Consider the following 16,623-nt stretch of genomic DNA (forward strand, 5'->3'; position numbering starts at 1 on the left):
CGGAGACGGCGGATTTCGCCGCCGGTCACAAGACCTTTCTGATCCAGTCGTGCGTGTCGGCCGCGCGACCGTACTGGATGTCGACGAGCTTCTTGCGCAGTCCCATCGCGACCGGGCCGGCGGCGCCGCCATTGATGACGAAGTCGCCGCTCGTCGAGCACACCTTGCCGATCGGCGAGATCACCGCTGCGGTGCCGCAAGCGAAGGCTTCCTTCAGCTTGCCACTGGCGGCGTCAGCGCGCCACTGCTCGATGGTGTAGGCCTCCTCGCGCACGGGCGTTCCGGATTCCTTCGCTAGCGCGATGATCGAATCGCGGGTGATGCCCGGCAGGATCGTGCCGAGCGGCGGCGTCGAGAGCGAACCGTCCTCGAACACGAAGAAGATGTTCATGCCGCCGAGTTCCTCGATGTAGCGGCGCTCGACCGCATCGAGGAAGACCACCTGATCGCAGCCGTGGTCGATCGCTTCGGCCTGTGCGCGCAGGCTCGCGGCGTAGTTGCCGCCGCACTTGACCGCGCCGGTGCCGCCGATCGCAGCACGCGTGTAATTCTCCGACACCCAGATCGACACTGGTGCGGGGCCACCCTTGAAATAGGAGCCGACCGGAGAGGCGATGACGGCGAAGATGTAATCGGCGGCAGGTTTCACGCCGAGGAAGACCTCGCTGGCGATCATGAACGGCCGCAGATAGAGACTGCCTTCGCCGCCGGGAATCCAGGCGCGGTCGATGCGCACGAGCTGCTCGACCGCCTCGATGAACACCGGCTCCGGCAACAGCGCCATCGCCATGCGTTCGGCCGAGTCGCGGAAGCGCCGCGCATTGGCGTCGGGACGGAACAGGTTCACGCCACCGTCGTCGCGCTTATAGGCCTTGAGCCCTTCGAAAATCTCTTGCGCATAGTGCAGGACGGCGGTGGCCGGATCGAGCGGGAAATTGGCACGGGATTCGACCCGCGCGCCGTGCCAGCCCTTCTCCTGGCTGTAGCGAACCAGCGCCATGTGATCGGTGAAAATCCGGCCGAAGCCCGGATCCACGAGCCTTGCGGTCCGCTCCTGCTCGGAGGTTGGATTCGCTGTGGGCTGGATGTCGAATTTCAAGCTCATTCCCTTGCCTTCTGCTGTGGGGGCCAGCATTGCCTTCCTCCCGGCTTGCGGACCGCGCCTTGTTGGCCTGCAGTCCGTTTTGCGTCGAAAACCTATTCCCAGTATGTTTCGCGAAATGCCGACCGACAATCGCAGCGGTGACCATCTCACAAACGGGCTTCGTCAGAGCTCCGGGATCAGACCCTTTCCGATTCCGTGGCGCGAACGAAAATTTCGCCCAAGTCTCATTTTTTGTAACACTCAATCGAAATTATGTCAACATGGCTGACATAAATTTAAAAGCTCAATCCCCAGATCGGGACGCCGGTGCTGCCGCCGGTGACAGGTCCGGCGAGCCGGCCTGGGACATCATCGAGCTGCTGTTCTATGCCTATCGAGATTTCGTCGGTGATCCGGACGACGTGCTGGCGGAGTTCGGTTTCGGCCGCGCGCACCACCGGGTGATCCATTTCGTGTATCGCTATCCCGGTCTGAAGGTGGCCGATCTGCTCGATGTGCTGCGGATCACCAAGCAGTCGCTCGGGCGCGTGCTGAAGCAACTCATCGATGAGGATTACATCGTCCAGAAGGCGGGCGAGAGCGACAAGCGGCAGCGCTTGCTGTACGCCACGGCCAAGGGCGAAGCGCTGGTGGCGAAGCTCGCCGGGCTGCAGACCGATCGCATCAAGGCGGCTCTGAAGGGGCTGGATGCTGCGGGCGCCGACACAGTTCGGCGGTTTTTACGCGCCATGATCGACGACGACGATCCGGATAAGGTTTTGCAGATCGTGCTTGAGAGCAACCGCCCAGCAAGGAGAGAGACAAGGTGATCGAGGCCGTCATGGCGACACGCGCGCGGACCGAGCCCGCCGACGACGCACCGCATTTGATGCTGGTCGATGACGATCGCCGCATCCGCGATCTGTTGTCGCGTTTCCTGGCCAGCGAAGGCTATCGCGTCACGACCGCCATGAGCGCGCAGGACGCGCGGGCGAAACTGACCGGCCTGCATTTCGATCTTCTGATCCTGGACGTGATGATGCCGGGGGAGAGCGGCTTCGATCTCGCGCGCACGATCCGCGATACGTCCGACGTGCCGATCATCATGCTTACGGCACGCACCGAGGCCGAGAGCCGGATCGAGGGCCTGCAGATCGGCGCCGACGATTATGTGGCCAAGCCGTTCGAGCCGCGCGAGCTGGTGCTGCGCATCGGCAATATCCTCAAGCGGGCGGCACCTGCACCGGCGCCCGCGATGGGCCAGATCAGCTTCGGTCCCTACGTCTTCCACGTCGAGCGCGGCGAACTGCGGCAGGGCGACGAGGTGGTGCGGCTGACCGATCGCGAGCGCGAGATGCTGCGCATCCTCAGCGCGACGCCGGGCGAGACGGTGCCGCGGTTGGCGCTGGCCGGCGGCGCGGCGGTCAACGAACGCGCGGTGGACGTGCAGGTCAACCGGCTACGGCGCAAGATCGAGCGCGATCCGGCCAATCCGCTGTTCATCCAGGCGGTGCGCGGGATCGGCTATCGGCTGGTCGCCTCGCCCTGACGCGCGACGCAAGCGGTTACCCTCGTCCATCATGAGCACGCTCGACACCGGACTGACGCTGATCCGCACCGCCTCCCGGCGGGTGGCGGATGTGAACGACAGGCTCGGCCAGGCCTTCAAGGACTGGATGCCGAAAGGCCTCTATGCCCGCGCGCTGCTGATCATCATCGTGCCGATGGTGATCCTGCAGTCGGTGATCGCCTTCGTGTTCATGGAGCGTCACTGGAATACGGTGACCCGCCGTCTTTCGACCGCCGTGGTGCAGGACATCGCCGCGCTGATTGACGTCTACAAGATGTATCCGCAGGACAAGGACCACGCGATCCTGCGCGGCATCGCGCAGAATCGGCTGGGGCTGGTGGTCGATTTTCTACCGGTGTCGGACATGCCGGCGCCGGGGCCGAAACCGTTCTTCTCGCTGCTGGATCAGTCGCTCTCGGTACGGCTCAGCCAGATCGTCGCCCGCCCGTTCTGGATCGACACGGTCGGCAAGTCGTCGCTGGTGGAGATCAGGATCCAGCTCGACGATACGGTGATGCGGATCTTTGCCCAGCGCAGCGCTGCCTATGCGTCGAATTCGGAGATCTTCCTGTTCTGGATGATCGGCACGTCATTGGTGTTGTTGACGGTGGCGGTGTTGTTCCTGCGCAACCAGATCAGGCCGATCCTGCGCCTGGCCGATGCAGCCGAGAGCTTCGGCAAGGGCCGTGAGGTACCGGACTATCGTCCGCGCGGGGCACGCGAGGTACGGCGTGCGGCGCAATCGTTCCTGGAGATGAAGACGCGTATCGAGCGGTCGATCGAACAGCGCACGGCGATGCTGGCCGGCGTTTCGCACGACCTGCGCACCATCCTCACCCGCTTCAAGCTGGAGCTGGCGCTGATCGGCGACAGTCCGGAGGTCGAGGCGATGCGCAAGGACGTGGACGAAATGAACGGCATGCTCAAGGGCTATCTGGCCTTTGCGCGCGGTGATAGCGCCGAACAGGCGGCGCCGACCCACATCGCCGCGCTGCTGGAGGAGTTGCGCAGCGAGGCCGAACGGCAGGACCACAGCGCCACCGTCAGCTTCAGCGGCCAGCCGGTGGTGATCGTCAAACCCGCAGCCTTCAAGCGCTGCGTCGGCAACCTCGTTTCCAATGCCGCCCGCCACGCCGATGCGATCGCGATCAGCGGCCATCGCGATCACCGTTGGCTGACGATCACGGTCGATGACGATGGTCCCGGCATTCCGCAGGACATGCGCGAGGAGGTGTTCAAGCCATTCCTGCGGCTCGACGCGGCGCGCAACGTGGATGAGGGCGGTAGTGGACTCGGGCTGGCGATCGCCCGCGACATCGCCCGCTCACATGGCGGCGACATCTTCCTCGGCGACAGTCCGCTCGGCGGCTTGCGCGCGACCGTGCGTGTGCCGGTCTAAAGCATGACCCGGAAAAGTGTGAAGCGGTTTCGGACAAGCCGATGCGCAAAACTAAGAGATAGAGCGCTGATCTGATTCTAAGAGAACGTCTGGCGCTCTGAGCCGTCACGCTCCGGCGTCGCGTCCGGGGTGTGCTTCCCAAACCGTCTCTTCGGTCCAGCCGAGATGCGCGAATTCTTCGGCCCGCAACGGCGCTTCGGCGATCGAAAAGAATTCGTCGAGTTGCGGAGGCTCTACAGGCGTGCCGGCGAGCATGGCATGCGCCTGCCCGCGATGATGGATTTGATGCTGGAACAGGTGCATCAGCAGGCGGTCGCAGCGTTCGGTCTGGACGCGACTCCCGCGATTGACGCGCACGATCTCGCCAAGCCGCGCCGGCGTCAGCGCATTGCACACCGCGATCAGGCGATTGTCGATGACGGCCTGCGCGCGCTGGAGCTCGCCCACGGATGCGCAGGGAAGGTCGTTTTCAAACGCCTTCGGCCCGAGCCAGCCGCCTTCCAGCGCGTCGACGTAGAACAGGTCGACGATGTAGATGTGGTTCAGCGTGCGCTGGATGCTCGGAAAGAAGCTGGTGCGCGCCGCCTCGAACTGCTGCTGGCTGAGTCTGCCACAGGCCGTCAGCAGGCGGTGATTGGCCCATGCGTTGTTGTAGGCGAAGGCGCGATAGGTCTGAACAAAGCCGTCGGACATGCTCGCGTCTCCTGCTCCGTTCGAGGTCGCGTCTACTTGGCGAGTTCCTTCGATCGTCTGGTGGCGGCTGCGATCGCCTGCGTCATCAACTGTTGCATCCCTTCCTTGCCCATCAGCACGTCGAGGGCGGCCGCGGTGGTGCCGCCGGGCGAGGTGACGTTCTTGCGCAGCGTTGCCGCGTCGAGATCGGACTGATGCAGCAATTCGCCCGAGCCCGCGACGGTTTCGCGGGCGATTTTGACGGCGAGATCGGCAGGCAGTCCGGCATCGATCCCGGCCTGGGCAAGCGTTTCGGCCAGCAGGAAGATATAGGCGGGGCCCGAACCGGAAACGGCGGTGACCGCGTCCATCAGCGCTTCGTCGTTGACCCATTCCACCGCACCGGTCGCGCGCAGAAGCGCATTGGCGAAGGCGCGCTGGTCGTTGCTGACGCCAGGGGCAGCAACTGCGACCGTCATGCCGCGGCCGATCGCGGCGGGGGTATTGGGCATGGCCCGGACCACGGTGCCGCCAACCCCGCCGCCAAGGCGAGCGATGGTCATGCCCGCCATGATCGAGACCACCAGCGTCGAGGGTGCGACGAACGGCTTCAGAAGCTTGGCCGCCTCGTCGAAGGTCTGCGGCTTGACCGCGATCACGAGCGCGGCGAGCGGTCCGGTTTCGGCCGCCGTCGGGTTGATGCGCAGATCGAGTGCCGCCAGCTTGCGCAGGTCGTCGGACAGGTGCAGTTCGATTACGGCCAGCCGGCTGAGCCCGACGCCGGCATTCAGCCACCCGGTGAGCATCGCTCCGCCCATTTTGCCGGCGCCGGCGAGCAGGATGGTGCCGTCGATCCGGTTCAGTGCGGTGGTGAAGTCGTCAGCCATGGGATAGCCCGTCGTGCGATGGTCCCGGCGGCGTCACCGCAAGGGATGAAAGATGCGTCAAATCCAGGCCGGCAAGTCTAGGCCATCGCGTGCGTCCGCTCAAATGCGGAGCGTCTTGTCGCAACTCTCAGGCTTCGCCTTCGGTATCGAACATCGCCGCATCTATCGCCTCGCGCGCGGTCTTGCCTGCCCAAACCACGAACTGGACTGCGGGATAGTAGCGTTCGCTGGCATCGACGCCGCCGGCCAGCATCGCCTCGCATTGCAGGCTGGTCGCCGTCAGGCCGCCGTTTAGCGGCAAGGCCTGGCGGAACATGATCAGGCCCGACTGCATCCAGACGTCGAAGTGGCCGACCCAGAGCTGCTCATTGATCAGCGCGACGAGCTTCTGCACCTCGGCGCGGCGGGCCTCCGGAATCTTCATGTCGAAGGTGCAGGCAAGATGCAACGCCTCGATGTCGCGCATCCAGGTGAAGCAGACCTGATAGTCGGTCCACCGGCCCTTGACCAGGATCGTGATCTCGTCGTCGCTGGAGCGTTCAAAGGCCCACTCGTTGACCGAAGCGACATCCTCGACCACTTGCAGCGGGTTGGGCGTGGAATCGCCAATGAACTCGATCAGGGACATGCCGTCACGACCTTATGTTTGCAATCACGGAAGTACGCACACTGCAAACCCGAACGTGCTCGACGTGTCGTGAGGCGCAACCTGGGGAGTGCGCCGCCGGCCGCAATGTCGTTGGCCGAAGCTTGCTGGCATCAAGTGATGTGATTTGCGGAATCCGCGCAACCGGGCCGTTGCCGATTCCACAGGCAAACCGGAGATTGTGTCGCCGCATCCACAGTTCATCGGTCGCGTGTGGATAGCGCGAGGAGAACAAAACGGAATCGGATCGGCGATGGCTTCGGCCGGAGCGGATCATGCCGCCAGCTGAGGCTCGCCCGCGGGTGATTTTGCGGCCGAAGCGTGCGCGCAAGGTTGCCGGTTCAGGGCGAAACGGAGACCCGGCTCTTAGGGAAACGAAGAATGATGGCGGGCATCCTATGCGTTGCGAGCGGAGAGCCCGGTGCCAAGCGAAGGACTCGCGAACTTGTCGGCCGGACGCGATGCGGTCATAGTTGCAGGTGCCGCCGATGGTGGCGGCGACGTTCTCAGGGCGGGGTGAAAATCCCCACCGGCGGTAACGACAGTCCTGAGCTTTCAGGGACTGTCTCAGCCCGCGAGCGCCTGGCCGGACGAAAGAGCCGGCAGGGTCAGCAGATTCGGTGAAATTCCGAAGCCGACGGTCATAGTCCGGATGGAAGAGAGCGGGATAGACTCGCCGCGCGATGGGTCATGCCTTCGAGCATGCCATGGCCCGGCATGCTGGCCCGTATGCCCTGATTCTGGTCCCAACGAGGAAATCCATGAATCAGCCTTTTACGAATCCAACCTCTGCTCAGCCAACCACAACCCCGCCGCTGCCTCCGCAGCGGGTCGCGTTCATCCAGTCTTGCTGGCATCGCGATATCGTCGACCAGTGCCGGCTCTCCTTCGTCAAGGAGATGATGGCGCGTGGACTGCCGGAACGGCAGATCGATCTGTTCGAAGTGCCCGGCGCGTTCGAGATTCCGCTGCAGGCGAAACTGCTGGCCAAGACCGGCCGCTACACGGCGATCGTCGCTGCCGGCTTCGTCGTCGATGGCGGCATCTACCGTCACGAATTCGTGGCGGGCGCGGTGATCGATGCATTGATGCGCGTGCAGCTCGAGACCGAGGTGCCGGTGCTCTCCGCGGTGCTGACGCCGCAGCACTTCCATGAGCACGAGACGCATCTGGACTTCTTCCACAAGCACTTCGTGGTGAAGGGCGCGGAAGCCGCGCACGCCTGCTGGGCGACGATGGTGACGGTCGGCCAGATCAAGGCGCAACTCGCGGCAGCTTGAATCCGAGACGAGAGACTCTCGAACGAGAGAGTCTCTCAAAACGCGAGACGCCAAATAAGCGATCCTCAAACGATCATGGCCCGCACCATCCGGCGCGGGCCATGATGCTATTCAGAAAGGCAGGTCGGATCAGTCGAACAGGCTGGAGACCGATTCTTCCGACGCGGTGCGATCGATCGCCTCGCCGATCAGCGTCGCGATCGACAGCACGCGGACGTTGCGAGCGACGCGTACGGCCTCGGTCGGCTGGATCGAGTCGGTGATCACCAGCTCCTTCAGCTTGGAGGCGGTGATGCGGGCGACCGCGCCGCCGGACAGCACGCCGTGGCTGATGTAGGCGTAGACGTCCTTGGCACCGTTGGCGAGCAGCGCATCGGCCGCATTCACCAGCGTCCCGCCGGAGTCGACAATGTCGTCGATCAGGATGCAGGTGTGGCCGGCCACGTCGCCGATCACGTTCATCACCTCGGACTCACCGGCGCGCTCGCGGCGCTTGTCGATGATGGCGAGCGGCGCGTTGATGCGCTTGGCCAGCGCGCGGGCGCGGACCACGCCGCCGACGTCCGGCGAGACCACCATCAGGTTGGCGAGGTCGAAGCGGTCCTTGATGTCGCGCACCATCACCGGCGACGCATAGAGGTTGTCGGTCGGGATGTCGAAGAAGCCCTGGATCTGTCCGGCGTGCAGGTCGAGCGTGAGCACGCGATCGGCGCCGGCATTGGTGATCAGGTTGGCGACCAGCTTGGCCGAGATCGGCGAGCGCGAACCGACTTTGCGATCCTGGCGGGCATAGCCGAAGTAGGGGATGACGGCGGTGATCCGCCGAGCCGACGCGCGGCGCAACGCGTCGATGATGATCAGCAGCTCCATCAGGTGGTCGTTCGCCGGATATGACGTCGACTGGATCACGAACACGTCGGTCCCGCGGACGTTTTCCTGGATCTCGACGAAGATTTCCATGTCCGCGAAGCGGCGGACGACGGCCTTTGTCAGCGGCTGCCGCAGATGCGCGGCAATGGCGTTGGCAAGGCCCGGATTGGAATTACCGGCCACCAGCTTGATGGCGCCATTCTTGGCTGTTGTCACCGTCTTGTCCTGCAAACCAGTGGATGCGTTGTTCAGCATGACAGCCGCCTCGATTGGCTCTTGAACAAGCCGTGCCTCGGTTTTCTGCGTGATTGCGCGAGGGTGATATCAAGGAGGAGGCGCTGCTGGCAATATGTCGCGGGCCGTTTTCCGGCGCAAATTCAGGTCATTCGCGCTGCGCGGATGAGCTATTCGGCGCGAAAAGCCAGCGCCCTGCGCTCGTTGCCGCCGGTCGTGATGTCGGGCTCGGCCGCGGGCTCCGAAGCGGCAATCGCCGGGCCGCTGGCCGGCGCCGGAGCGGCCGGTCCGGGGGCGGGCGGGGCGGCTTCGGCGGGCAGGGTTCCATTCATCAGCGCGGCAATGCCGTTCATGCCGTTCTGGGCGATCTTGCGCAGCAACGACGCGTCCGCGACGGTCCAGGCGTCCCGGCCGGCCTTACCCGCCGGTTCCTCGCCGGACAGGCGCAGGGTGCGCTGCTGGTTGGCATCGTAGACGTCGAACACCCAGGCGATGGCGGTGCGGCCGCGGTTGACCTGTGCGGCAAGGTAGGCACGCACCCGATAGGTCGAGGCTCCCTGGCGGGAGGCGATCGACAGGGCCTTACCCTGAGCCTCCGTGTTCAGCGCCTCGACGAAACGCTCGAACACCTGCGGCGGGGGGCCATCGATGGAATCGAACGCCAGGGTCGCACCGCTGCCGCTCTGGGCCATGGCGTTCATCCGTCCGTCGCCGCCGGTGACGCATCCGCCCGCGCTCAGCGCGATCGCCAGCAGCGCGGCAGCGGTCAGACCCAAACGGCCTGCACGGGCAGCGGCGGGGGNGAGCGGTCGGCGCATGGATCGGTGGTCCTGCCAGGAACGAAACCCAGGCGTCTTCGGAAGCGATACGCGCCGTCCCAAGAGCCCATGCAGGCACCGATAGCGTTAATAGGTCTTAACGTCCAGTAAGAGGTGTTAACGGGCCACCGCCATCGTTAACGATTGATCAGCCATTGTGGCGTGGACGGCACGATCACGGCCGCCGCGGATGGGCTCGGTTCGATGGCGATGGCGCGGCGTGGTGGCAATGCCCGACCATGACCTATGGGCAGTGGCCTTGCGACAGAGGCGCAATGATCAGATCGGCGAGCCGTTACCCGGCCCGGCGCCGAGTTTCGCTTCGAGCGCAGCGATCCGCGCCTTCAGCGCATCGTTCTCCTCGCGGGCGAGGCGGGCCATGTCCTTCACCGCTTCGAACTCTTCGCGTTTGACCAGGTCCATCTCGTTCAGGAAGCGCTCGGCCTGATGCTTGATCACGGTGTCGATCTCGCGCTTGACGCCCTGCGCCGCGCCAGTCGCGTCATTCACGAGCCGCGCGATCTCGTCGAAGAAGCGGTTGCTGGTCTGGGTCATCGCTCGATCTCCTTGAGGCGCGCAATCGGGCGAGCCAATGCGCCGGCTTCGCATGAACGCCCGTCCTTAGACAATGGCAATCCGCGCGCGCTTGTTCAAGCCTCGCCACCGGCAAACGCTTGTCAGGACAAGGAAACCTTGCGACTCTGAACCGGCCCAAATCACCAAGAGCAAGAACGGATCGGCCCATGATCGAACAGACCGTCGAGATTCCGACCAAGGATGGCCAGACAACCACCTTCATCGTCCATCCCGACCGGGGCGGGCCGTTCCCCGTGGTCCTGTTCTACATGGATGCGCCGGCGATCCGCGAGGAGCTGCGCGACATGGCGCGGCGGCTGGCGTCGAGCGGATACTACGTGATGCTGCCGAACATGTACTACCGCGCGGGTGTGATGGAACTCGGGCCGATTCCGCCGGCGATGGACGCCCCCGAGCGCAAGCGAATGCAGGAGTATATGAACGGCCTCACCATCCCGCTGGTGATGGACGACACTGAGGCGTTGCTGGCCTATGCCGATGGTCAGGCCGCCGCGAGCAAGGGTCCGATCGGCTGCGTCGGTTACTGCATGAGCGGGCAATATGCGGTGAACGCCGCCGCCCGCTGGCCGGACCGGGTGGCCGCCGCCGCATCAATCTATGGCACACGGCTCGTGACCGACGCGCCCGACAGCCCGCACATCATGGCCCGCAAGGCCAAAGGCGAGCTCTATTTCGGCTGCGCCGAACGTGATCATTATGTGCCGCTGGAGATGATCGCCGCGTTGAAGCAACGGCTTGCCGCCGACGAGGCGAATGCGGAAGTCGAGATCTATGCGGGGGCTGATCACGGTTTCGCCTTCCCGCTGCGGCCCGTCTACAACAAGGCCGCCGCCGAACAGCATTGGGAACGGTTGCTGTCGCTGTATCGGCGCAAGCTGCAGAAATAGCCTGCCAAGGCGCAGCCCCTCGCGGCGACGTGAGGTTACGGTTGTCGCACGAACGATGTATCTGCATAGGGATTCGTGACGATGCGCGCCGCGTTCCCTTTCACGTAAGCGACGTCATCGACAGCAAGGTCTTGTAATCGCATGCCGCAACTGGCGCTCACCTTTCCCGTCTTCGATCCGGTGGCGATTGCGATCGGCCCGTTCGCCGTGCGCTGGTATGCGCTCGCCTATATCGCGGGCATCGTCCTCGGGTGGCTCTATGCGCGCGCGATCCTGCGTTCGGAGAGGCTGTGGGGAGGGCCCGCGCCGATTTCCACGCTGCAGTTCGACGACTTCGTGCTGTGGGTGACGCTCGGCATCATCCTCGGCGGCCGCACCGGCTATGTGCTGTTCTACAACCTGGGTTACTTCGCTCAGCATCCGCTGGAAATCTTGCAGTTGTGGAACGGCGGCATGTCGTTCCATGGCGGCTTCCTCGGCTGCGTCGTCGCCGTGCTGTTGTTCGGCTGGCGCAACAAGGTGCCGGTGCTCTCGCTCGGCGACGTCACCTGTGCGGTCGGTCCGATCGGTTTGTTCCTTGGCCGCATCGCCAACTTCATCAACGGCGAACTGTGGGGGCGCGTCACCGACATGCCCTGGGCCTTCGTGTTTCCCACCGGCGGGCCGTTGCCGCGTCATCCGAGCCAGCTTTACGAGGCCGCGCTGGAAGGCATCGTGCTGTTCGTCGTATTGGCGCTGATGATCCGCGGTGGCGCCTTGAAGCGGCCCGGCCTGATCATCGGAACCTTCGCCATTGGCTACGGACTGGCACGCATTGTCAGCGAATTATTCCGCGAGCCTGATCCGCAACTCGGTTTCCTGTGGGGAGGATTGACTATGGGCATGCTGCTGTCGCTGCCGATGATCGCCGCCGGCATCGCTTTTGTGGTATGGGCTCTGCGCCGGCCGCGACGCGCGCGGCCGCCCGCTAATCAAGGTCTATCGTGAGCGCCCACCTGTCTCTCAGCGCCGAAATCCGCAATCTGATTCGCTCGGCGGGGCCGATGCCGGTGGCGCGCTACATGGAGATATGCCTCACCCATCCCGAGCACGGTTACTACATGATCCGCGACCCGTTGGGGCGCGAGGGCGATTTCATCACCGCGCCGGAAGTCAGTCAGATGTTCGGCGAACTGCTCGGCCTGTGGGCCGCGGCGGTGTGGCGGTCGATGGGTACGCCAGACACCTTGCGGCTGATCGAGCTTGGCCCCGGCCGCGGCACCATGATGGCGGACATGCTGCGTGCGATCCGCGTGCTGCCTGCGTTTCAGCAGGTGGCGTCGATCCATATGGTCGAGATCAATCCGGCGCTGGTTGACAGGCAGAGGGAGACCCTGCAGGGCCCGCGCGCGAACGCGAATGTCACCTGGCACACGAGTCTCGACGAGGTTCCTGACGGTCCCTCGATCATCCTCGCCAACGAGTATTTCGATGCCCTGCCGGTGCATCAGGTGATCCGCCAGGAGACCGGCTGGCACGAGCGCGTGGTCGATCTCAACAGCAATGGCCAGCTCGTCTTTGGTGCGTCGGCGGCGCCGCTGAAACATTTCGAACTGCTGCTGCCGCCGCTGGTGCGCGCGGCGCCGGTGGGCGCGATCTTCGAGTGGCGGCCGAACCATGAGATCATGCGGATCGCGCGGCGGGTCAGGGATTTCGGCGGCGCCGCGCTGATCATCGACTATGGCCATGTGCGCAGCGACGCGGGCGATACCTTCCAGGCGATCGCGCGACACACCTTCGCCGACCCCTTACGCAATCCGGGCCAGGCTGACCTGACCGCGCATGTGGACTTTCAGGCGCTCGCGCTCGGCGCGGAGGATGCCGGTGCGCGGCTGCACGGGCCGCTGGAGCAGGGCGAGTTCCTGATCCGCCTCGGCATCGAGACCCGCGCCGCTGCGCTGATGAACAAGGCGAGCGCCCAGGTGCAGGCCGACATCACCACCGCGCTGCGGCGGCTGACCGGCACAGGCCGCGGCGCGATGGGGGCACTGTTTAAGGTGCTCGGCGTATCCGACCCGCAGTTGCGGACACTGCCCGGGCTGACCGACGGCTCCGACGCTGAAAGGCCGACATGATGCTGGAATCCTTGTTGCTGTCGACGGTGCCGGGCATCCGGCATGCCTTCTTCACCCGCGCGGGCGGTGTGTCCGCGGGCATCTATGCGGGACTGAACGGCGGGCTTGGGTCGAACGACGACCCGGACAAGGTGCAAGAGAACCGGCAGCGGATGGCGGCAGCGCTCGCGGTGGCACCGGATAAGTTGCTGACGCTGTATCAGGTGCATTCGCCGGACGTGGTGGTGGTCGATCGGCCTTGGGACACGGCCGCGCGGCCGAAGGCCGATGCGATGGTGACGAAGGTGCCGGGTGTCGCGCTCGGTGTGACCACCGCGGATTGCGGGCCGGTCCTGTTCGTCGATCCCACGGCGAAGGTGATCGGCGCCGCCCATGCCGGTTGGAAGGGTGCGCTGACGGGCGTGCTGGAAAGCACGCTCGATGCGATGGAGACCTTGGGCGCCTCCCGCGATGGCGTGATCGCGGCGATTGGGCCGATGATCCGCCAGCGCAACTACGAGGTCGGCCTCGACTTCATCAGCCGCTTCGAGGAGGCGGACGTGGACAACGCGCGCTTCTTCGCCTCGGCCTCGCGCCATGGCCATGCGATGTTCGATTTGGCCGGGTACATCCATGCCCGGTTGCAGAAGGCGGGGGTGCTGATGGTCGATGACCTGGATCTCTGCACCTATGCCGACGAGGCGAGCTTCTACAGCTACCGCCGCTCGACCCATCGCAAGGAGCCGGATTATGGCCGCCACGTCCACGCCATCGTGCTGGACGGCTGAATCGGGCCGTTTTAGGCCGATTTGGGCCCTGCGCTCGCTGGGTGCAGCATTTTGCGGGTTTTTGGCCCATTTCCTTGTCAATTCGCCGCTTCGGGGCTATAAGCCGCCCGTCCGTGGCCCCCGCACCCCTGGAGGCTTGCTGCGGCAACCCTGCATGATCCGGAAGAGTGGATACCGTTTTCCGGAAAAGATCATGCATCACAGAGAGATGGGCCGCTCAGGCGGCCTTTTCCATTCGAAGAGGACTTAAACGATGGCGACCGTCAGGGAATTGAAGGCGACCGCACGTCCGAAGAGCGGCAAGGGGGCCGCCCGGGCAGAGCGTCGCGCCGGCCGGGTTCCGGCCGTGATTTATGGTGACAACAAAGCCCCGCTTCCGATCTCGGTGGACGACCGTGAGCTGCGTCAGCGCATCTTCGCCGGTCACTTCCTCACCACGATCTTCAACATCGAGCTCGATGGCCAGAAGCATCGCGTGATTCCGCGCGACTATCACCTCGATCCGGTCAAGGATTTCCCGCTGCATGTCGATTTCCTTCGCCTCGGCGAAGGCGCGACCATCCGCGTCAGCGTTCCGCTGCATGTGAAGGGCGCCGAAGTCTCGCCGGGCGTGAAGCGCGGTGGCACGGTCAACATCGTCACCCACACGATCGATCTCGAGGCTTCGGTCGAGAACATTCCGCAGTTCATCGAGGTCGATGTCTCGGCGCTCGAAATCAACAACTCGGTCCACCTGTCTGACGTCGGTCTGCCGACCGGCACCAAGCCGGTTTCGCGCGGCGATGCGACGCTCGTGACCATCGTTCCGCCGTCGGGCTACGCTGAGGAGCAGAAGGCTGCTGCGGGTGCCGAAGGCGCCGCTGCTGCGCCCGCGGCTGGTGCCGCTGCACCTGCGGCCGGTGCCGCTCCGGCAGCCGCGAAGGCTCCGGCTGGAGGCGGCGCGAAGAAGTAACGCGCGAGAGCATGATGCCGGAACGGGCCAAGCGGTTTTCGGACGGCATCGTGGTCGGGGTTCGTGGATCGATCACGCGCATGATCTTGGGTCGTCGGCCCAGGATCATCGTGGTCTAGGAGCCGCGTCATGCGTCTCTTTGTTGGGCTCGGCAATCCTGGCGCCAAATACCAGGGGAACCGACACAATATCGGCTTCATGGCCGTCGATGAAATCGCCCGGCGTCATGGATTCGCTCCATGGCGCCGTCGCTTTCAAGGCGAGACCGCCGAAGGCACGCTGGAGCGCGAGCGCGTCATCCTGCTCAAGCCCACGACCTACATGAACGAATCCGGCCAGTCGGTCGGCGAGGCGGCGAAGTTCTTCAAGCTGGGGCTTGGCGATATCGTCGTGTTTCACGACGAGCTCGATCTTCCGCCGGCGAAGCTGCGCATCAAGGTCGGCGGCGGCAATGCAGGGCACAACGGCCTGCGTTCGATCGACGCCCATGTCGGCAACGCGTTTCGCAGGATTCGCATCGGCATCGGTCATCCTGGCGTGAAGGAGCTGGTGCACGCCTACGTGCTGAACGATTTCGCCAAGGCGGAGCGGGCGTGGGTCGAGGCGATGACGGACGCGATCGCCGACAATGCGGGGCTGATCGCGACCGGTCAGGACGCGAGTTTTCAGAACAAGGTGCATCTGGCGATGCAGGCAAAGGGTTTCGGCGGCGACGACAGCGCGTCGAAATAGGTTGAGGCAGCTATGGGATTCAAATGCGGCATCGTCGGACTGCCGAATGTCGGCAAGTCGACGCTCTTCAACGCACTGACGGAGACCGCGGCCGCGCAGGCTGCGAACTATCCGTTCTGCACCATCGAGCCGAATGTCGGTGAGGTGGCCGTGCCGGATCCGCGGCTGGAGAAGCTCGCGGCGCTTGCCAAGTCGCAGCAGATCATTCCGACGCGGCTGACCTTCGTCGATATCGCCGGCCTCGTGCGTGGCGCGTCGAAGGGCGAGGGACTCGGCAACCAGTTCCTCGCCAACATCCGCGAGGTCGACGCGATCGCCCATGTGGTGCGGTGCTTCGAGGATTCCGACATCACCCATGTCGAGGGCAAGATCGATCCGATCGCCGACATCGAGACGATCGAGACCGAGCTGATGCTCGCCGATCTCGACAGCCTCGAGAAGCGCGTCGACAATCTCACCAAGAAAGCGCGTGGCAACGACAAGGAAGCGAAGGAGCTGCTCGAACTCGTCAATCGCTCGCTGGCGCTGCTGCGTGAGGGCAAGCCGGCGCGGATGGTCGAGCGCAAGGCCGAAGAGGAGCGCTCGTTTCGCATGCTCGGTCTGATGACGTCGAAGCCGGTCGTCTATGTCTGCAACGTCGAGGAAGGCTCGGCCAAGGACGGCAACGCCTTCTCGCAGAAGGTGCAGCAGCGCGCCAAGGAGGAGGGCGCGGTCGCCGTGGTCATCTCGGCGAAGATCGAATCGGAGATCGCGACGCTCTCCCGCGCCGAACGGGCCGAGTTCCTCGAAACGTTGGGGCTGGAGGAGGCCGGTCTCGACCGGCTGATCCGCGCCGGCTACGACCTCTTGCATCTGATCACCTATTTCACCGTCGGTCCGAAAGAGGCGCGGGCCTGGACTATCAGCCGCGGCACCAAGGCGCCGCAGGCGGCCGGTGTGATCCACACCGACTTCGAGCGCGGCTTCATTCGCAGCGAGACGATTGCGTACGAGGACTACGTCGCGCTCGGCGGCGAGGCGGGCGCGCGCGATGCCGGCAAGCTGCGGCTCGAGGGCAAGGACTACGTCGTCGCCGACGGCGACGTGCTGCATTTCCGCTTCGCCACCTGATCGT

General features: G+C 64.6%; 18 protein-coding genes and 1 riboswitch. Of the genes, 11 read left to right on the top strand and 7 right to left on the bottom strand.

The genetic code is table 11. The features are described 5' to 3' along the window. Positions 1–25: 25 nt before the first annotated feature. Entirely contained in the window at positions 26–1,105 is a 1,080-nt protein-coding gene (locus X566_RS12240; RefSeq protein ID WP_034466565.1) for a branched-chain amino acid aminotransferase, read from the bottom strand. 260 nt (positions 1,106–1,365) lie between these two features. On the opposite strand from X566_RS12240, the gene X566_RS12245 reads away from it, so the two are divergent. From X566_RS12245 to X566_RS12255, 3 genes are read left to right on the top strand one after another with little or no spacing between them, the layout of a single operon-like run. Next, positions 1,366–1,914: a MarR family winged helix-turn-helix transcriptional regulator gene (locus X566_RS12245; RefSeq protein WP_034466567.1), complete on the top strand. Its 549-nt coding sequence runs from the start codon at positions 1,366–1,368 to the stop codon at positions 1,912–1,914. A gap of 11 nt (positions 1,915–1,925) precedes the next feature. After that, positions 1,926–2,633 (top strand): response regulator, encoded by a 708-nt coding sequence (locus X566_RS12250; protein WP_034468479.1) that lies wholly within the window; start codon positions 1,926–1,928, stop codon positions 2,631–2,633. Between the two features lie 31 nt (positions 2,634–2,664). Further along, on the top strand, positions 2,665–4,053 hold the full coding sequence (locus X566_RS12255; RefSeq protein WP_034466569.1) for an ATP-binding protein: 1,389 nt from the start codon (positions 2,665–2,667) through the stop codon (positions 4,051–4,053). A 105-nt stretch (positions 4,054–4,158) separates the two neighbouring features. On the opposite strand, the gene X566_RS12260 is transcribed toward X566_RS12255, so the two are convergent. The 3 genes from X566_RS12260 to X566_RS12270 form a co-directional block, all read right to left on the bottom strand. After that, complete coding sequence (locus X566_RS12260) at positions 4,159–4,746, bottom strand: DinB family protein (protein ID WP_034466571.1); 588 nt, start codon at positions 4,744–4,746, stop codon at positions 4,159–4,161. Between the two features lie 32 nt (positions 4,747–4,778). Further along, positions 4,779–5,612, bottom strand: coding sequence for a pyrroline-5-carboxylate reductase (proC, locus tag X566_RS12265; protein WP_034466574.1), 834 nt, complete (start codon positions 5,610–5,612; stop codon positions 4,779–4,781). A 127-nt stretch (positions 5,613–5,739) separates the two neighbouring features. Beyond that, positions 5,740–6,240 carry a YbjN domain-containing protein gene (locus tag X566_RS12270; RefSeq protein ID WP_034466577.1) on the bottom strand — a complete coding sequence of 167 codons (501 nt, stop codon included), beginning with the start codon at positions 6,238–6,240 and terminating at the stop codon, positions 5,740–5,742. A 516-nt stretch (positions 6,241–6,756) separates the two neighbouring features. Continuing rightward, positions 6,757–6,926: riboswitch (FMN riboswitch) on the top strand. Positions 6,927–7,019: 93 nt separating this feature from the next. Here X566_RS12270 and X566_RS12275 point away from each other — a divergent pair. Next, positions 7,020–7,538, top strand: coding sequence for a 6,7-dimethyl-8-ribityllumazine synthase (locus X566_RS12275; RefSeq protein WP_081740238.1), 519 nt, complete (start codon positions 7,020–7,022; stop codon positions 7,536–7,538). A 129-nt stretch (positions 7,539–7,667) separates the two neighbouring features. On the opposite strand, the gene X566_RS12280 is transcribed toward X566_RS12275, so the two are convergent. The 3 genes from X566_RS12280 to X566_RS12290 all read right to left on the bottom strand — a co-directional run bounded on the left by X566_RS12280 (position 7,668) and on the right by X566_RS12290 (position 10,015). Next, positions 7,668–8,663 carry a ribose-phosphate pyrophosphokinase gene (locus X566_RS12280; RefSeq protein ID WP_034466579.1) on the bottom strand — a complete coding sequence of 332 codons (996 nt, stop codon included), beginning with the start codon at positions 8,661–8,663 and terminating at the stop codon, positions 7,668–7,670. Between the two features lie 149 nt (positions 8,664–8,812). Continuing rightward, the gene (locus X566_RS25305) at positions 8,813–9,460 is read right to left on the bottom strand and encodes a hypothetical protein (protein ID WP_034466581.1); all 648 of its coding nucleotides are present in this window, start codon (positions 9,458–9,460) and stop codon (positions 8,813–8,815) included. A 279-nt stretch (positions 9,461–9,739) separates the two neighbouring features. After that, positions 9,740–10,015 (bottom strand): accessory factor UbiK family protein, encoded by a 276-nt coding sequence (locus X566_RS12290; protein WP_034466582.1) that lies wholly within the window; start codon positions 10,013–10,015, stop codon positions 9,740–9,742. Positions 10,016–10,203: 188 nt separating this feature from the next. On the opposite strand from X566_RS12290, the gene X566_RS12295 reads away from it, so the two are divergent. From X566_RS12295 to ychF, 7 genes are all read left to right on the top strand, one after another. Next, a complete protein-coding gene (locus X566_RS12295; protein ID WP_034466584.1) occupies positions 10,204–10,944 on the top strand; it encodes a dienelactone hydrolase family protein in 741 nt (246 codons plus the stop codon). Positions 10,945–11,085: 141 nt separating this feature from the next. Continuing rightward, entirely contained in the window at positions 11,086–11,931 is an 846-nt protein-coding gene (lgt, locus tag X566_RS12300) for a prolipoprotein diacylglyceryl transferase (protein ID WP_034466587.1), read from the top strand. Between the two features lie 56 nt (positions 11,932–11,987). After that, positions 11,988–13,058, top strand: a complete 1,071-nt coding sequence (locus X566_RS12305; protein WP_051444203.1) for a class I SAM-dependent methyltransferase — start codon at positions 11,988–11,990, stop codon at positions 13,056–13,058. Next, a complete protein-coding gene (gene pgeF / locus X566_RS12310; RefSeq protein ID WP_034466597.1) occupies positions 13,055–13,825 on the top strand; it encodes a peptidoglycan editing factor PgeF in 771 nt (256 codons plus the stop codon). Before X566_RS12305 ends, pgeF begins: the two co-directional genes overlap by 4 nt. 253 nt (positions 13,826–14,078) lie before the next feature. After that, positions 14,079–14,777, top strand: a complete 699-nt coding sequence (locus X566_RS12315; protein WP_034466600.1) for a 50S ribosomal protein L25/general stress protein Ctc — start codon at positions 14,079–14,081, stop codon at positions 14,775–14,777. A 129-nt stretch (positions 14,778–14,906) separates the two neighbouring features. Further along, on the top strand, positions 14,907–15,509 hold the full coding sequence (pth, locus tag X566_RS12320) for an aminoacyl-tRNA hydrolase (protein ID WP_034466603.1): 603 nt from the start codon (positions 14,907–14,909) through the stop codon (positions 15,507–15,509). Between the two features lie 12 nt (positions 15,510–15,521). Beyond that, complete coding sequence (gene ychF / locus X566_RS12325) at positions 15,522–16,619, top strand: redox-regulated ATPase YchF (protein ID WP_034466605.1); 1,098 nt, start codon at positions 15,522–15,524, stop codon at positions 16,617–16,619. Positions 16,620–16,623: the final 4 nt, after the last annotated feature.

It is taken from the genome of Afipia sp. P52-10 (assembly GCF_000516555.1).
Classification (GTDB): domain Bacteria; phylum Pseudomonadota; class Alphaproteobacteria; order Rhizobiales; family Xanthobacteraceae; genus P52-10.

Bases quoted from the DNA above. Each gene is read 5' to 3' on its own strand.
- X566_RS12240 (WP_034466565.1), bottom strand. From the start codon at position 1,105: ATGAGCTTGAAATTCGACATCCAGCCCACAGCGAATCCAACCTCCGAG.
- X566_RS12245 (WP_034466567.1), top strand. From the start codon at position 1,366: ATGGCTGACATAAATTTAAAAGCTCAATCCCCAGATCGGGACGCCGGT.
- X566_RS12250 (WP_034468479.1), top strand. From the start codon at position 1,926: ATGGCGACACGCGCGCGGACCGAGCCCGCCGACGACGCACCGCATTTG.
- X566_RS12255 (WP_034466569.1), top strand. From the start codon at position 2,665: ATGAGCACGCTCGACACCGGACTGACGCTGATCCGCACCGCCTCCCGG.
- X566_RS12260 (WP_034466571.1), bottom strand. From the start codon at position 4,746: ATGTCCGACGGCTTTGTTCAGACCTATCGCGCCTTCGCCTACAACAAC.
- proC (WP_034466574.1), bottom strand. From the start codon at position 5,612: ATGGCTGACGACTTCACCACCGCACTGAACCGGATCGACGGCACCATC.
- X566_RS12270 (WP_034466577.1), bottom strand. From the start codon at position 6,240: ATGTCCCTGATCGAGTTCATTGGCGATTCCACGCCCAACCCGCTGCAA.
- X566_RS12275 (WP_081740238.1), top strand. From the start codon at position 7,020: ATGAATCAGCCTTTTACGAATCCAACCTCTGCTCAGCCAACCACAACC.
- X566_RS12280 (WP_034466579.1), bottom strand. From the start codon at position 8,663: ATGCTGAACAACGCATCCACTGGTTTGCAGGACAAGACGGTGACAACA.
- X566_RS12290 (WP_034466582.1), bottom strand. From the start codon at position 10,015: ATGACCCAGACCAGCAACCGCTTCTTCGACGAGATCGCGCGGCTCGTG.
- X566_RS12295 (WP_034466584.1), top strand. From the start codon at position 10,204: ATGATCGAACAGACCGTCGAGATTCCGACCAAGGATGGCCAGACAACC.
- lgt (WP_034466587.1), top strand. From the start codon at position 11,086: ATGCCGCAACTGGCGCTCACCTTTCCCGTCTTCGATCCGGTGGCGATT.
- X566_RS12305 (WP_051444203.1), top strand. From the start codon at position 11,988: ATGCCGGTGGCGCGCTACATGGAGATATGCCTCACCCATCCCGAGCAC.
- pgeF (WP_034466597.1), top strand. From the start codon at position 13,055: ATGATGCTGGAATCCTTGTTGCTGTCGACGGTGCCGGGCATCCGGCAT.
- X566_RS12315 (WP_034466600.1), top strand. From the start codon at position 14,079: ATGGCGACCGTCAGGGAATTGAAGGCGACCGCACGTCCGAAGAGCGGC.
- pth (WP_034466603.1), top strand. From the start codon at position 14,907: ATGCGTCTCTTTGTTGGGCTCGGCAATCCTGGCGCCAAATACCAGGGG.
- ychF (WP_034466605.1), top strand. From the start codon at position 15,522: ATGGGATTCAAATGCGGCATCGTCGGACTGCCGAATGTCGGCAAGTCG.